This is a genomic window from Pseudomonas sp. FG6, assembly GCF_057809015.1.
In genome coordinates, this window is record NZ_JBMDJD010000003.1 from 100165 (window position 1) to 115831 (window position 15667).

Annotated in this window: 11 protein-coding genes; 5 read left to right on the top strand and 6 right to left on the bottom strand. The window is 63.3% G+C overall.

Features of this window, described 5'->3' with window-relative positions; genetic code table 11:
- The first annotated feature begins 12 nt into the window (after positions 1 to 12).
- A complete protein-coding gene (locus ACODSJ_RS02835; protein ID WP_489100284.1) occupies positions 13 to 630 on the top strand; it encodes a DNA-3-methyladenine glycosylase family protein in 618 nt (205 codons plus the stop codon).
- 15 nt (positions 631 to 645) lie between these two features.
- Here ACODSJ_RS02835 and ACODSJ_RS02840 read toward each other — a convergent pair whose 3' ends face one another.
- Positions 646 to 1248: a MiaE family protein gene (locus tag ACODSJ_RS02840; RefSeq protein WP_489100285.1), complete on the bottom strand. Its 603-nt coding sequence runs from the start codon at positions 1246 to 1248 to the stop codon at positions 646 to 648.
- A 189-nt stretch (positions 1249 to 1437) separates the two neighbouring features.
- On the opposite strand from ACODSJ_RS02840, the gene ACODSJ_RS02845 reads away from it, so the two are divergent.
- The gene (locus ACODSJ_RS02845; RefSeq protein ID WP_489100286.1) at positions 1438 to 2301 is read left to right on the top strand and encodes a universal stress protein; all 864 of its coding nucleotides are present in this window, start codon (positions 1438 to 1440) and stop codon (positions 2299 to 2301) included.
- Positions 2302 to 2469: 168 nt separating this feature from the next.
- Here the strand turns inward: ACODSJ_RS02845 and ACODSJ_RS02850 are convergent, their stop codons facing one another.
- Positions 2470 to 2940, bottom strand: coding sequence for a DUF1289 domain-containing protein (locus ACODSJ_RS02850; RefSeq protein ID WP_489100397.1), 471 nt, complete (start codon positions 2938 to 2940; stop codon positions 2470 to 2472).
- 408 nt (positions 2941 to 3348) lie between these two features.
- On the opposite strand from ACODSJ_RS02850, the gene acnB reads away from it, so the two are divergent.
- Entirely contained in the window at positions 3349 to 5958 is a 2610-nt protein-coding gene (gene acnB, locus ACODSJ_RS02855; RefSeq protein ID WP_489100398.1) for a bifunctional aconitate hydratase 2/2-methylisocitrate dehydratase, read from the top strand.
- Positions 5959 to 6225: 267 nt separating this feature from the next.
- Here acnB and ACODSJ_RS02860 read toward each other — a convergent pair whose 3' ends face one another.
- Positions 6226 to 7506, bottom strand: a complete 1281-nt coding sequence (locus ACODSJ_RS02860) for a serine/threonine transporter (RefSeq protein ID WP_489100287.1) — start codon at positions 7504 to 7506, stop codon at positions 6226 to 6228.
- Positions 7507 to 7814: 308 nt separating this feature from the next.
- Between ACODSJ_RS02860 and ACODSJ_RS02865 the strand changes: the two genes are divergently transcribed.
- On the top strand, positions 7815 to 8966 hold the full coding sequence (locus tag ACODSJ_RS02865; protein WP_489100288.1) for a sensor histidine kinase: 1152 nt from the start codon (positions 7815 to 7817) through the stop codon (positions 8964 to 8966).
- A complete protein-coding gene (locus tag ACODSJ_RS02870; RefSeq protein ID WP_489100289.1) occupies positions 8963 to 9916 on the top strand; it encodes a 2-hydroxyacid dehydrogenase in 954 nt (317 codons plus the stop codon). The genes ACODSJ_RS02865 and ACODSJ_RS02870 overlap by 4 nt, the downstream gene beginning before the upstream one ends.
- A 72-nt stretch (positions 9917 to 9988) precedes the next feature.
- Here ACODSJ_RS02870 and tssA read toward each other — a convergent pair whose 3' ends face one another.
- The 3 genes from tssA to ACODSJ_RS02885 are packed head-to-tail and all read right to left on the bottom strand — an operon-like array spanning position 9989 to position 15659.
- Complete coding sequence (gene tssA, locus ACODSJ_RS02875; RefSeq protein WP_489100290.1) at positions 9989 to 11071, bottom strand: type VI secretion system protein TssA; 1083 nt, start codon at positions 11069 to 11071, stop codon at positions 9989 to 9991.
- Positions 11068 to 14901 (bottom strand): type VI secretion system protein, encoded by a 3834-nt coding sequence (locus ACODSJ_RS02880; protein ID WP_489100291.1) that lies wholly within the window; start codon positions 14899 to 14901, stop codon positions 11068 to 11070. The genes tssA and ACODSJ_RS02880 overlap by 4 nt, the downstream gene beginning before the upstream one ends.
- A complete protein-coding gene (locus ACODSJ_RS02885) occupies positions 14898 to 15659 on the bottom strand; it encodes a DotU family type IV/VI secretion system protein (RefSeq protein ID WP_489100292.1) in 762 nt (253 codons plus the stop codon). Before ACODSJ_RS02885 ends, ACODSJ_RS02880 begins: the two co-directional genes overlap by 4 nt.
- Positions 15660 to 15667 lie beyond the last annotated feature (8 nt).

The following is a 15667-nucleotide window of genomic DNA, read 5'->3' on the forward strand; positions in this document are numbered from 1 at the left end:
AACCACCGCCCAATGCCCGAAGCGCCCTACCATGCCGCCAGCCTTTTTTTGGCAAGCCTCGGCGAAGACTGGCGACGCCATGTCGAGGCCACCGGTCCGTGCCTGCTGCTGCCCAAACCGACCCGCGATCCCTACGAAGCCCTGGTGAGGGCAATTGCCTATCAACAACTGCACACCAAGGCCGGCGATGCGATTCTCGGTCGGCTGCTGGCGCTGTTCCCGGCGCAAACCTTCCCACGGCCCGAACAGATCCTGGCGACCGACGCCGTTCAACTGCGCAGCTGTGGGTTCTCTGCCAGCAAGATCGCGACGATCCAAGGCATCGCCCAGGCGGCCCTGGACGGGACGGTGCCGGATTACCCCACGGCGCTGGGCATGGAAGAGGAAACACTGATCGAACGCCTCACCGCCCTGCGCGGGGTCGGCCGCTGGACCGTGGAGATGTTGCTGATCTACAGCCTGGAGCGGCCAGACATCCTGCCGGCGGATGACTTCGGGGTGCGTGAGGGGTATCGACGGCTCAAGGGGCTGGAGGAACAACCCAACCGTAAGCAGATGACGGAGATCGGCCTGGCCTGGAGCCCCTACCGAACGGTGGCGGCGTGGTATCTGTGGCGTGTGCCCAAGTGAGGTTGCCCAGCTCTATCAAGCCGGCACCCCACTGTGGAACCGAAATTCCACATCCGGCGATTCGATCAGTTCCCGCTCGGCCTCACGAACCCTGTCGATCACCTGGGCGATGTCCTTGGCGTCACCGTATTGGTAAGCCAGCTTCAGGTAGCCCTGGAAATGCCGGGCCTCGCTTTTCAGCAAGCCGAAATAGAACTTGCCCAATTCGTCGTCCAGATGCGGCACCAGCGCCTCGAAACGCTCGCAGCTGCGGGCCTCGATGAACGCACCGACCACCAGGGTATCGACCAGCTTGACCGGCTCGTGGCTGCGCACCACCTTGCGCAGGCCCGAAGCATAGCGCCCGGCGGACAGCTGGCGCAGGCCGATCTTGCGCTTCTTCATCAGGCGCATGACCTGCTCGTGATGCACCAGTTCTTCCCGGGCCAGGCGCGACATCATATTGATCAGGTCGGCGTGGGAATGGTACTTGGCGATCAGGCTCAGGGCCGTGCTGGCGGCCTTGAACTCGCAGTTCTTGTGGTCGATCAGCATCGTCTCCTGGTCGGCCAGCGCCGCCTGGACCCAGGCATCGGGGGTGCGGCAACCAAGGAATTCGTGGATTTCGGGAAGGGTCATGGGGCTCACGGAGAAAAGGTAGTCGAGCGAAGGGCGCCGATTATACCGGCCCGCCCCCAGACCACCAGCCACCACCGTTGATATGCATCAAGTCGACGCCTCATCGACAGCGACTAGACTGCCCCTATGACTAGACTGCCCCTATAGTTGAGCAACGCCACGCTTTTTCATTGCAGGAGAACGCCGATCATGCAAGCCATTCGCAGCATCCTGGTGGTCATCGAACCTGAACATTCGGAAAGCCTGGCGCTCAAGCGCGCCAAGTTGATCGCCGGGGTCACCCAGGCCCACCTGCACTTGTTGGTGTGCGACAAAAAGCATGACCATGCCGGCCTGCTCAGCGTATTGAAAGCCGCGTTGCTGGCGGACGGCTACAGCGTCACCACCGAACAGGCCTGGAACGAAAGCCTGCACGAAACCATCATCGACGTGCAGCAGGCCGAAGGGTGCGGCCTGGTGATCAAACAGCATTTTGCCGACAGCCCACTCAAGAAAGCCCTGCTGACACCGGCAGACTGGAAACTGCTGCGTCACTGCCCGACACCGGTCCTGCTGGTGAAAACCGCGGGTTCATGGAAGGACAAGGTGATCCTGGCGGCGGTCGACGTCGGCAACGCGGACGGCGAGCACCGACACCTGCACACCACCATCATCGATCATGGCTATGACATCGCCGCCCTGGCCAAGGCCCACCTGCATGTGATCAGCGCCCACCCCTCGCCGATGCTCTCGGCGGCCGACCCGACGTTCCAGCTCAAGGAAACCATCGAGGCCCGTTATCGCGAACAATGCCGGGCGTTCCAGGCCGAATTCGACATCGACGACCAGCACCTGCACATCATGGAAGGCCCGGCCGACGTGCTGATCCCCTTCACGGCCCACAAGCTCCAGGCCGCCGTCACCGTGATCGGCACCGTGGCGCGCTCGGGGTTGTCCGGGGTGCTGATCGGCAACACCGCCGAGGCCGTGCTCGATACGCTGGAAAGCGATGTGCTGGTGCTCAAGCCGCAGGAGGTGGAGGACCATCTGGTGGAGCTGGCGGTCAAGGAATAAGCAGACGCTGGCGATAAGCTCTTGTGGCGAGGGAGCTTGCTCCCGCTCGGCTGCGCAGCAGACGCCTTGATTTTTCAGGGCCAGAAATTTTTGAGATCAAGAGCGAGGGTCGCTTCGCAACCCAGCGGGAGCAAGCTCCCTCGCCACAGGGTGTATGGCGCGATCTTTTCAGCCGCCCATCGCATCCTTGAGGAACCCCGGCGCAATGTAGCGCTGGTAGTGGGCTTCGGACAGCAGGAAAAACTCCCGATCTATGGCGTCGCGCAGGTCCGGCAGCTCCCAGTCGCGAAACTCCGGCAGCAGCACCATGCCGTAAGCCTCCAGGTTGTTGATCACCCGCGCGCCCCGGGCAATCAGTTGGTAGGCCCAGCAATATTCCGACTGGTGCGGCACGAAGCGGATCTTGCGGCTTTCCAGCTGCTGGCGCAGCAAACCGGCATCGAAAACCTCGAGCTTGGCCACCATCACCTGCACCAGCAACTGCTCCAGGCGCATCCACACCGCGCGCTTTTCGTCCTCGCTGTAGCCGTTCCAGTGAATCACTTCATGGTGGAACCGCTTGCAGCCACGGCACACCAGGTCACCGTAGACAGTGGAGCAAAGGCCGACGCAAGGGGTCTTGATGAGCTGGTTGGGCATAACGAAACGCACACGCAAAAATCCGGACAGGCCGGCATGTTAGCCCTTTGTCTAAGATTGATCACCCCTCAAACTTGGAGGGCCAACTTACCTTTAATTTTTTTTTCCCGTAGAATCAGCCAGCCTTTTAAGGCGCCAATGTCCGTTAGAAGCTGTTTTCAAAGCGTCACGAGCACAGTCGTTCCTTCAGAGCGGTGTTGGCGAAGGGTCTTTCCAGCGGGGAAAGCCCAACGCCAACCCTCATCAGCTCCCCGTTCTGCAGGCGTAAAACTTTGAAAGCAGCTTCTGTGAGGAACCCCGGAAACCCTGGCGTGGTGGCCCAAAAAGCCTCCGTCGCGCATGGGTACCGTGGGTTTCTGGATGAGCGTCCCGGACACCCATTTGGGACCACTGATGAGGGTAATAACTGTGCTTGAAGCCTACCGCAAACATATCGAAGAGCGCGCAGCACTGGGTATCGTTCCCCAGCCGCTTAACGCCGAACAAACCGCAGGCCTGATCGAGCTGCTGAAAAATCCTCCGGCTGGCGAAGAAGCTTTCCTCGTTGACCTGATCACCAATCGCATTCCGCCTGGAGTCGACGAAGCCGCGTACGTCAAGGCCGGTTTCCTCTCCGCCCTGGCCAAGGGCCAGGCCCAATCCCCTCTGCTGGACAAGAAGCGCGCCGTCGAGCTGCTCGGCACCATGCAGGGCGGCTACAACATCGTGACCCTGGTCGAGCTGCTGGACGACGCCGAGCTGGCGCCAGTCGCTGCCGAAGAACTCAAGCACACCCTGCTGATGTTCGACGCGTTCCACGACGTGGCTGAAAAAGCCAAGAACGGTAACGTCCACGCCAAGGCCGTGCTGCAATCCTGGGCCGACGGCGAGTGGTTCAAGAAACGTCCGGTGCTGGCCGACAAGATCAGCCTGCGCGTCTTCAAGGTTACCGGCGAAACCAACACTGACGACCTGTCCCCTGCCCCGGACGCCTGGTCGCGCCCTGACATCCCGCTGCACGCCCTGGCCATGCTGAAAATGGCCCGCGACGGTATCGTGCCGGATGAACAAGGCAAGACCGGCCCGATGAAGCAGATCGAAGCAATGCGCAACGGCGAATTCCCGGTGGCCTACGTCGGTGACGTAGTCGGTACCGGTTCGTCGCGTAAATCGGCGACCAACTCGGTGCTGTGGTTCTTCGGCGACGATATTCCTTACGTGCCGAACAAGCGCGGCGGTGGTTTCTGCTTCGGCAGCAAGATCGCCCCGATCTTCTACAACACCATGGAAGACGCCGGCGCCCTGCCGATCGAATTCGACGTCTCCAACATGCACATGGGCGACGTGATCGACCTGTACCCGCATGCTGGCAAAGTCTGCAAGCACGGTACCGATGAAGTCCTGGCCACCTTCGAAATGAAGACCCCGGTCCTGTTGGACGAAGTCCGTGCCGGCGGCCGTATCCCGCTAATCATCGGCCGCGGCCTGACCGAGAAGGCTCGCGCCGAGCTGGGCCTGCCAGCGTTCGACCTGTTCAAGAAGCCTGAAGCCCCAATCGAAAGCACCAAGGGCTACACCCTGGCGCAGAAAATGGTCGGCAAGGCTTGCGGCCTGGCAGCCGGCAAAGGCGTCCGCCCTGGCACCTACTGCGAACCGAAGATGACCACCGTCGGCTCCCAGGACACCACCGGTCCAATGACCCGTGACGAGCTCAAAGACCTGGCTTGCCTGGGCTTCTCCGCTGACCTGGTGATGCAGTCGTTCTGCCACACCGCGGCTTATCCAAAGCCGATCGACGTGACCACCCACCACACCCTGCCTGACTTCATCATGACCCGCGGCGGTGTTTCCCTGCGTCCGGGCGACGGCATCATCCACTCGTGGCTGAACCGCATGCTGCTGCCAGACACCGTGGGTACCGGTGGTGACTCGCACACCCGCTTCCCGATGGGCATCTCGTTCCCGGCCGGTTCCGGCCTGGTCGCGTTCGCCGCTGCCACCGGCGTCATGCCGCTGGACATGCCGGAATCGATCCTGGTGCGCTTCAAAGGCAAGATGAAACCTGGCATCACCCTGCGTGACCTGGTTCATGCCATTCCGTACTTCGCCATCCAGAAAGGCCTGCTGACCGTCGAGAAGAAAGGCAAGAAAAACGCCTTCTCCGGCCGCATCCTGGAAATCGAAGGCCTGGAAGGCTTGACCCTGGAACAGGCTTTCGAACTGTCCGACGCCTCGGCCGAACGTTCGGCTGCCGGTTGCACCATCAAGCTGTCGAAAGAATCGATCACCGAGTACCTGCAATCCAACATCACCCTGCTGCGCTGGATGATCGGCGAAGGCTACGGTGATGCACGTACCCTGGAACGTCGCGCCCAAGCGATGGAAGCCTGGATCGCCAACCCGGAACTGATGGAAGCCGATACCGACGCCGAATACGCCGAAGTCATCGAAATCGATCTGGCCGACATCAGCGAACCTGTGCTCTGCGCGCCGAACGACCCGGACGACGCCCGTCTGCTCTCCAGTGTGGCTGGCGAGAAGATCGACGAAGTGTTCATCGGTTCGTGCATGACCAACATCGGTCACTTCCGCGCTGCCGGCAAGCTGCTGGATCAGGTCAAGGGCCAGCTGCCAACCCGTCTGTGGTTGTCGCCGCCGACCAAGATGGACGCTCACCAGCTCACCGAAGAAGGCTACTACGGCATCTACGGCAAGGCCGGTGCACGGATGGAAATGCCAGGCTGCTCGCTGTGCATGGGTAACCAGGCACGCGTCGAGCCGAACTCCACCGTGGTGTCGACGTCGACCCGTAACTTCCCGAACCGTCTGGGCGACGGCGCGAACGTCTACCTGGCTTCGGCCGAACTGGCGTCCGTGGCTTCGATCCTGGGTCGCCTGCCGACCGTCGAGGAGTACATGGAATACGCCGGCAAGATCGACAGCATGGCAGCGGACGTGTACCGCTACCTGAGCTTCGACCAGATCGCCGAGTTCCGTGAAGCGGCTGCAAACGCCAACATCCCGGTCGTCCAGGCCTAAGGCTTAGACGCTCGACAAAAACGCCGCCCTTCTTGCGAAGGGCGGCGTTTTTTTATGCCTGTGGTTTTGATGCCAGCCAATTCACCGCTCACCCATGTGGCGAGGGAGCTTGCTCCCGCTGGCCTGCGTGAAGCAGGCCCCGGCGTTGCTTCAGATTGACCCCATTGTCCGGTTTGCGACTGCTGCGCAGCCGAGCGGGAGCAAGCTCCCTCGCCACGGGGCTTTGCGTTGACCGGAGCAAGCTCGCTCCCACAGGAACCTGTGTCGTCACGCCGTAAGGGAATAGACCAGTGCGGTAATCGCCACCAGGCCCACCGCGACCACAAAGACATTGGACGCCTGGCCGCGATAGCGGGCCATGGCCGGGACTTTGCGGATGGCGTACATCGGCATCAGGAACAGGATCGCCGCGATCACCGGGCCGCCCAGGGTTTCGATCATGCCCAGGATGCTTGGGTTGAGCGTGGCGACGATCCAGCACACCACCAGCATGAAGACGGCCGTCAGGCGGTCGAGGGTCTTGGCTGCCGGGCGACGGCCGCTCTTGACGATCAGACCCTTGAGGCCTTCGCTGGCGCCGATGTAATGCCCGAGGAAGGACTTGGAGATCGCCACGAAGGCAATCAACGGCGCGGCAAAGGCGATAGTCGGGTTGCTGAAGTGGTTGGCCAGGTACGACAGGATCGACAGGTTCTGGGCCTTGGCTTCAGCCAGTTGCGCCGGCGACAGGGTCAGCACGCAGCTGAACACGAAGAACAGCACCATCACGACCATCAACACATGGGCACGCGAGAGGATCTGCCCGCTACGCTCCTCGGCGTGGGCGCCGTGGCGACGCTTCTGGTCCACCGCAAACGCCGAGATGATCGGCGAATGGTTGAACGAGAACACCATCACCGGGATCGCCAGCCACAGGGTGTGCAGCAAGGCCGGCGGCTCGGGCAGCGTGGCCGCAGTGGTCAAGATGCCACCATTCCAGTGCGGGACCAGGAACACCGCCAGGAACAACAGCGCGACGATGAACGGATAGACCATCAGGCTCATGGCCTTGACGATCGCCTGCTCGCCGCAACGTACCACGGCCAGCAGTCCCAGGATCAGCACCAGCGACAGCACGGCCCGTGGCGGCGGCTGGATATGCAGTTGGTGTTCCAGGAAGCTGCCCACGGTGTTGGTCAGCGCGACGCTGTAGATCAGCAGGATCGGGAAGATCGCAAAGAAGTACAGCAAGGTGATCAGCGCGCCGGCCTTGAGCCCGAAATGCTCTTCCACCACTTCGGTGATGTCCGCGCCGTCACGACCGGACAACACGAAACGGGTCAGGCCACGGTGCGCATAGAACGTCATGGGAAACGCCAACAGCGCCAGGATCAGCAGCGGCCAGAAACCGCCCAGGCCCGCATTGATCGGTAAAAACAGCGTACCTGCACCGATGGCGGTGCCAAACAGGCCCAACATCCACGTGGTGTCATGGCGACTCCATTGGCTGAGGGCAACTGGGGCTGTCGTTTCAAAACGCTCTTCAACGCTATTGGCCTGATCATTCATCCGGTCGGATCTCCGCATTCCGGTCACGTGCACCCGGCCGGGACGAGTCGGAAAAGCCCGACAGGCAGCGCCCTGGCCGAAACAGGGTCGCGATTGTCCGGGATTCACGCGCAGAAGCAAAGGCTTAGGTGAGCAATGGTTATGCGTATCAGGAAACCGTAACGGAAAACTGACGCCCAGCTGACGTGAACGACACCGCTTTCACACCCTTCTGCTTAACTATGCCATCGCAAAATGATCGGCTAGGCTGACATGATCGGTCGCATGCAACGATCGGCTCACCCCCGCAGCACAGGCGAAGGACTGGAATGAGACTGTACGACTTCATCGAGCGAAACATGGAGCAGATCCTCAAGGCCTGGGAGGATTTCGCCCGATCGGTGGAAATCCTTGCCCCGACGATGGATACCAAGGGCCTGCGCAACCATGCCCAGTACATCCTCAGGACCGTGGCGGCGGACATGCGCACGGTCCAGACCGAACGACAGCAAATCGCCAAGGCCCATGGCCATGGCCCCCGGAACGACGAGGATACGCCGGCGCAAACCCACGCCATCACGCGCCTGGTGGCCGGTTTTTCCATGGACCAGGTGGTCTCCGAATACCGTGCGCTGCGTTCGAGTGTCCTCAGGCTGTGGCTGAACCATGAGTCGGCCGACGAGGAACACCACGTCCAGGACATGATCCGCTTCAACGAGGCCATCGACCAGGCGCTTTCGGAGTCCGTCACGACCTACGGCGAAGCCGTCGAGTCCACGCGCAAGACGGTCCTGGGGGTGTTGGGCCATGACCTTCGCTCGCCCCTGGGAGCGGTGCTGATGGCCGGTGAGCTGCTGCGCACCAATCAGGATTTGCCAGAGCGCCAACGCAAGCTGGCCGCGCAAATCTGCACCAGCGCACAACGGGCCAATCAGATGGTCAATGACTTGCTCGACCTGACGCGCTGCAACCTGGGGCCAGGTATACCGGTGCACCTGCAAGACACCCATCTGAACGCGATTTGCCGTTCTGTCGTCGAGGAGCTTCGTACCGGTCACCCTTCAGCGAACATCCTGCTCAATGAAGCGGCGACGCTGACAGGCCGCTACGACCCGGCACGGATGGCGCAAGTGTTCTCCAACCTGATCGGCAATGCGATCCAGCACGGCGACCTGGACCGGCCCATCCAGGTGACGTTGTCCGGCAATGGCGACGCCGCCTGTTTCAGCGTGCAGAACTGGGGCGAGCCGATACCGCCCAGGGCCATGGCTAACCTGTTCAATCCGCAACTGCACGACGCCAGCCATGACGCAGCCAACAAGCCGCACCGCACCGGCCTGGGCCTGGGCTTGTTCATCGCGGCGCAAATCGTTGCCAGCCACGGCGGCAGGATCAAGGTTGAATCGACACGCGAGCAGGGAACCGTTTTCAGGGTGCTGCTGGGCACAGATTGCCCAATCGACCACAGGAGCACAGCATGAGCGCAACCGTCCTGGTATTGGTTGAGACCGTCAATGACTACCTGCCGATTCTGGAGCACCAGGGTTATCACCTGGAACTGGCGCCGACCCCGGCCGAGCGCAAAGTGGCGATTTTCCAGCACGGCGAGCGCTTCAACGCGGTCCTGACCCGTGGTCCCCTGGGTTTGACGGCCGAGGAAATCGCGGCCCTGCCGAACCTGAAGATCATCTGCGTGATTGGCGCCGGCTACGAGCACGTCGACCTGCTCGCCGCCCGCAAGCGCGGCATCGTCGTGACCAACGGCGCGGGGGTCAACGCCTCGTCGGTGGCCGATCATGCGATGGCGCTGCTGTTGGCCCTGGTTCGCGACATTCCCCAGGCCGATGCCTGTGTGCGCCGGGGCGAATGGCCAAAGGTCATGCGCCCGTCCCTGGCCGGCAAGCACCTGGGGATCCTGGGCCTTGGCGCGGTAGGCATGGCGATTGCCAAGCGTGCGGCCCTGGGTTTCGACATGAGCGTCAGTTACCACAATCGCCAGATGCGCAGTGACGTGCCCTACACCTTCTGCGCCACGCCCACGGAGCTGGCCCGGGTCTCTGATTTTCTGGTGGTCGCCACGCCCGGCGGCCTCGACACGCGGCAGTTGATCAACAAACAGGCCCTCGACGCCCTGGGTCCCAGGGGGTTCCTGGTAAACATCGCCCGGGCCAGCGTGGTGTCCACGACCGACTTGATCAGCGCCCTGGAGCATCGGCGAATCGCCGGAGCCGCCCTGGACGTGTTCGACCATGAACCCGAAGTGCCCGAGGCCTTGAAGCGCCTGCCCAACGTCGTCCTCACCCCCCATGTGGCGGGCCTGTCGCCGGAAGCGACCCGCGGGACCGTGGAGTTGGTGGGCCAGAACCTGACGGCGTTCTTTTCCGGCAAACCGGTGCTGACCCCGGTGCCGTTACCCGAACCGCAAAACTAGCAACCATCCGTGGCGAGGGAGCTTGCTCCCGCTGGCTGCGCAGCAGCCCAACCCAGCGGAGCCACGGGGGCATCAGAGCACGCCAAGCAGCGTCCACAACCGCCGGGACTCGGCATCGGCGCTGATCAACTCTCCCAGCAGTTCGCTCAACGGCTTATTACCCCATTCCACGCCCCGCCGGATCAGGTAAGGCACCGGGCTATGGGGCTCGGTGCGGGCCAGGTAGCCGGCGATGACCAGCAATTGGCGATAGGCTTCTTCGCGACTGGCCGGCTCCTGAAAGACCTGGGCCGGTGCAGCCGACGGCGGGACGGGCGGCGACGTCATCGTGGGTGACGTCTGTGCCGGCACGACGGCCGGTTGTTGTGGGTGCATGGCAATGAACTCCTCTACCAACGCCAGCAAGGTCTGCATCACGTCCTGCAGGGATTTGTAGCCCGGGGCCAGGTTGCCCAGGTAAGCGTCGCTCCAGGTGTCGAGCCGTTGCAAATGTTGCAGGCTCAACATCAGGCTGCCCTGGCGGTGCAGCCAGAACGACAGCGGCGTGGTGCGGATCAGTTCGGCCAATTTCTTCTGGTCGTTGCGCGCCGCTTCCACCGACGCCTTGGCCCCCTTGCTGTCGTTGACCAACACTTGCTGGCGCTGCAAGCGCTGCCAATCGTCGAGGCAGAAACCGGCGAAGGCCGGCTCCCGCCCGTCGAACAACGGCACCCGCGTCAGCAGCACTTCGCTGTAGCGTCGGGCCAGCCACTCCAGGGGAATCACCCGCCACGACTGGTCGCCGTCCTCGGCCTGGGGGTGCAACTGCTCGGGATAACGCTCGCACAGCCCCGCCACCAGCGCCAGGCTGCCCGGCAGCCCGTCCAACCCCGTCAGGTGCAACCAGGCCTCGCCCAACCAGGCGCTGATCATCAGATCCTTGCTGCGCTCAAGCAACAGCGTGGTAGCGAGCCGTTCCAGCTCCGGCCATTGGGCGCGCTTGATCGACGACTGCCACACACCGGTGGGCAGGCTGGTGTCGTCCTCGCGTCGCAACTCGCGCAACTGGTCGTATTCCGGTTCGTAGCGCAGATCCGCGCCGCAGGGCGACTGGGCGCTGATCGGCTCGAGCAGTTGGCTCATGAGTTCCGGCAGAGGGGATATCGGCAAGCTCACGGGCGCTCCTCACGGGTGGCAATGGCGGGGCTCGATGAGCTCGTCAGGAAGGGTGAACGCGGTGCCCGCGTCGGCAATGGCGGGATCGACAGCGGCAACTTCGAGCCTTGGCTCATCAATGACAGGCGCAGGAACATCAACATCTGCTGGGCCGTGTTCGCCTGGGGCTGAGTCGTCACCGGCAGTTGCAGGGTCAGTGGGAAATCGGTGTAGTCGATGTTCGGCTGCCGCTGGGCCGACACTAACGAACGCATCAGGCGCAACAACGACCACGGCCCCTGGTACTCCCAACCGGCCTCCAGGTCGCGCACCACCAGGTCAGGCTGCAACGGATCGTTGGCCGGGCGCTGGTAGCCGTTGCGGGCCCAGCGCAAGGTCAGGCTCACAGGCTGGCCGACCATCCAGCGCAGATTCTGCTGACCCTCGCCGGGGTAGCTGATGGCTTGGTTACCGGCGTTCAGGCTCCAGGCGATCACCTGATCGGCACCGCGCTCCACCTCACGGTCGGTGCGCCAGCGCACGTCCATTTCCACCCCGAGGATGCCGCTCTTGTCCCGCACGAACAGCGGCCCCAGCCAGGTCCCGGCCTGCTTCAAACGGTCGAGGAAGTCCTGCGCGGCCAACCGCTCGGGTCCCTGGCTCAGCGCAAGCCCGGCCTGGGCCAAGGGCAGGCGTGTCTCGATCAGCTCCAACAGGCGCTGGACCCGCGCCGGGTCGGCATCACTGGCCCGCGCATCCTGGGAAAACGGAAAGCGCCCGGCCAGGTACTGATTGAAATAATTGGCCACGTCGTTCCAGGCGGTCGCGGCCTGGTTCTGTTGCAGGTAAAGGCAACGCTGCAACGCGCCCTGTTGCAGCGCGACGGTGCGTTGGGCCACGTCGCCGCGACCGCCGGACAGGTTGGTGGTCTGCAGGATCTGGGCACAGGAGGCGGTGTCCATTTCGATGAAATCGCGGCTCACCAGTTGTTCCAGCTGAGCCGCCGAACTGGCCGGGTTCTGGTTCTTGTACTTGAGCAATTCGTCATTGAGGGCCATGAACCGCGCCACCCGGTCATGCTCCAGGGCCGAGAGGTTATCCTGCTGGACGATCAGCCACTCCAGCGCCGGCATGCGCTGCTCGGCGATCTGCAACATGGCGCCGAACTGCTGGTTCAGGCTCAGCTTCAGATCCTGCGGATTGGCCGCGCCGTAGAGCTGCAAGCCGAAGTTCTTCGAACCGTCCCAGCGCTGCACATCGGCGCGCTGGCTGAACAGCGGCTGGGCATTGATTTCGTCCAGGCCACTGCTGATCTGCGCCAGCGCCCGATGATTGAGCAGGCGCTGCAGGCGGGTGGCCAGGTCGCCACGGTTCACGTCCATGAAGGCCTTTTGCAGCGCGACGGCCTGGGACGTCTGCACGTTGAACCCCATCCCCGGCAGTTGTTCGTCGCTTTCATCCAGGCTCAGCCACATGGCTCGCGCCGCCGCACCTTCGGCGGCCTGCATCAGTGCATCGCGGTAGTCCGGGGGAATACGCGACAGCTCTTCATTGACGTAGGCCTTGTAGCTGGCGAAGTAATTCAGGGCGACGCTGAAATCATCGCTGCCATCGCCCGTGGAACCGCTGTTGCTGCCTGTGGGGTTGCTGTCGGTAGGATCTTTCTGCAAGGCCAACGCCACGAAGTCACGCTTGAACAAGGCCTGCACCGCACCATCGAGCGCCGTCACATGCTCTTGCAGCACCAGCAGGCCACTGCCCTGCTGGACCAACAGGTTGTCCCGGGAGCCGGTCTGCACGATCCATTGGTCACGAAAGCTTTGCTGCAACTTGGCCGCCTGGCTCTCCAGATCCTGTTGGATATCGGGCCCAAGCAACAAGCTGTGGCTCACCTTGTCCATCAACTGGGTGTAGCCGGGCACCAGGTCCTGCCCCTTGCCTCGGCCCCAGGCTGAATTGGTCAGGCTCACCAGCGTCTGCAAATCGTCCACCAGGGCCATCAGGTCTTCGAGTTCGCTCAGGGAATTGCCACCGCCGCTCTCCAGTCGCTGCAGGTGCAGCTTGAGGTAACCGGCCTGGCGCACGAAGTTGTCCGCCAGGAAATAGTGATCCAGCCAACGCTGCATCAGCCCGGTGAAGTTGTCGGCGATCACCGGCCGCGCAGCGTTCAGGTCCAACCCCTTGAGGTCGGTGTTCTGGGCATCGAACAGCACCCGGTTGTAGAACCGCTCCCGGCTCAAGGTGCCGGTGTTGAGGTTCAGCGACAAGGTGGCGTTGCTCAACTGCACCAACTCATCCAGCGGCGCCTTGGGGTTGTTCACGGCCTGACTGAACAGCTGGTTGGATTGCTCCAGGCGCACGGCGCGCTCCACCAGGTCCTTGGCTTTTACGTAGCTCTGCCATTGCGCCGGGTCCTCGCTTTCCACATTGCCGCGCCGCTCGGTATTGCGGATGGCCTTGAGCTGCTCCAGGTCCGACACCAGCAGATCCCGCAGGGGCAATACCCAATGTTGGCGGGCGGTCAGGCGCAGCCCGTTCTCCAGTTGCGTGTCCACGGAAGAGAACCACGACGTCGGGAACACCAGCGAGACGAAGCGCCAGCGCGGTGCCTTCTCCAACACATTCCAGTAGTTCTGCACGTTGTGCCGGGTGGGCTCCAACTGAGGTTCGTCAGGGTCGACCACGAGGTGGTTCTTATGGGCCCGCAGGATCAGCTGCGACAGCCCCTCGGCCTCCTCCACGGAGTCCTGCCAGACCCAGATCATGCCGCCCAGCCAGACCAGGCCGACCACCAGCGCCACCGCGCCCGCCAGGCGATGCCAGCGCAGGCGCAGGCGCAACAGCCGCGGCACCGGTTGGGCCAGGCCCCGTTCGGCCATCATCCGGCGTGCCCACAGCTGCCGGGCGAACACCGTTTGGCGCGGGGCTTTGTCTGTGGCCGCAAATGTCTGCGCCGTCGTTGTGGGCGCCTGGCTCGCGGTGAAATACACCCCGCGAAACTGCGGCGCTTCGCCCTGGGCGTTGCCTTGGAACACCGGCTCCAGGAGCAGTTGCAGGGCCCGCCGCAGGCCCTCAAAACGCTCCGGCAAGCCATACAGGTCGCTGCTCAATTGCCCCGACAGCGCGCCGATTTCCAGGATCGATTGCCCCAGCGCGGCGTTGACCTGATCCAGCGCCTGGTCACTCCAGTGCGACTGCCACGCGGCCTCCGGCAAATACGGTGAGGACCAGCCCAGCATCGATTCGCGCGCCTGGGCCGGCAAGGCGTTGACCAGTTCCTGGAATCCGGGCAACTCCTCCATCCCGGTGATCACCACGTACACCGGCAGGCTCAGACCAAACCGCTGCAACAGGTCGATGAAACAGCGGCGCACCTTGAGGCTCAGCTCGGTGGTCTGTTCGATGTCGTCGAGCTTGCCGAACGGGACCGTCCAGATCACCGCATCCAGCGCGCGCTTGCTGCGCAGGCGCAGGATCAGCCCCAGCAGGCGCCACCAGTTGCCCCGCTGGCGGTTCATGCCCTCATCGGGCAGGAACAATGCCTGGGGCACCACCAGCACCGCGCCTTCGGCATCCGACCACCAGCGCCCGAACCATGCGGCCTTGTCGGTCGGCTGCAAGCGCCATTGGCTGCACAACTGGGCGCCGTCGTTTTCGTTGCCGAGCATCAACAGCCAAGGCATCTGATAGCGGTCGCGGGTACCCTGCTCCTGCTCCATGTGGCGCACCGCCCCATGGAAACTGCGGATCGCCGCCCCACCCTGGGTCCGCAGCCACCAGACCAGGGCCGCGATCGACAGCACCAGGACGATGGCGAGCAACACCAGGGCGACGAGACTCAACGTGCTCATGAGTCTTGCTCCTGGACCACCGGCTCGTTCAGTTGCAGCACCGGTTCAAGCTCGGAACGAATGTCCCGCCAGAACACCTGGCCCACGCCGATCAGCAGCAACACCATCGCCAGGATCGCCAGCCCGAGGCGAAACCCATCCGGCAAGGACGTCTGTGCCGGCATGCGTACCGGCGTCGCCGCTGCGGCCATCGCCAGGCGCTGGCTGACATCGACATAATCGGGCTCGTGCTGCCAGGCGAAGGTGAACAGCGCCACCCGCCATTTTTCATGCTGGACCTGGCCGGGCTCGCCGCGCAGTCGTCCCTGGAACCCCAGGACCAGGCATTGCAGGTAGACGTTTGCCAGGTCGCGGGTGCCGGGCATTTGCTCATCCAGCAGTTTCTTGATGGCCGCCGGCAGCCTTTCACCGGCCTGGCGGCTGCCATACATGCGCGATTCCAGCGGATGCTGCTGCCAGGCAAGCTGCCCGGGCCAGGCCGTGAACAACAGGGTTTCGTCCACCAGCGCGACAAAGGCATAGACCAGCGCCTTGACCTGCTCGGTGGCCGCATCACCGACGGTGGCGAAGGCGACGCGCCACAGACGCTGGGCGGTGCGCCCGGAAAACTCCACCACCCGGTTGACCAGCAGCACCGCGTCGCTGTCCTTGGGCAAGTCCTGCCACTCCCGGGACCACTTCAGCCAGGCTTGGCGAAAAGCGCTGCTCAGCGGCGCCTCGTGCAGACCCCGGACCGCCCCGCCACTTCCATCAGGCATACGACTCC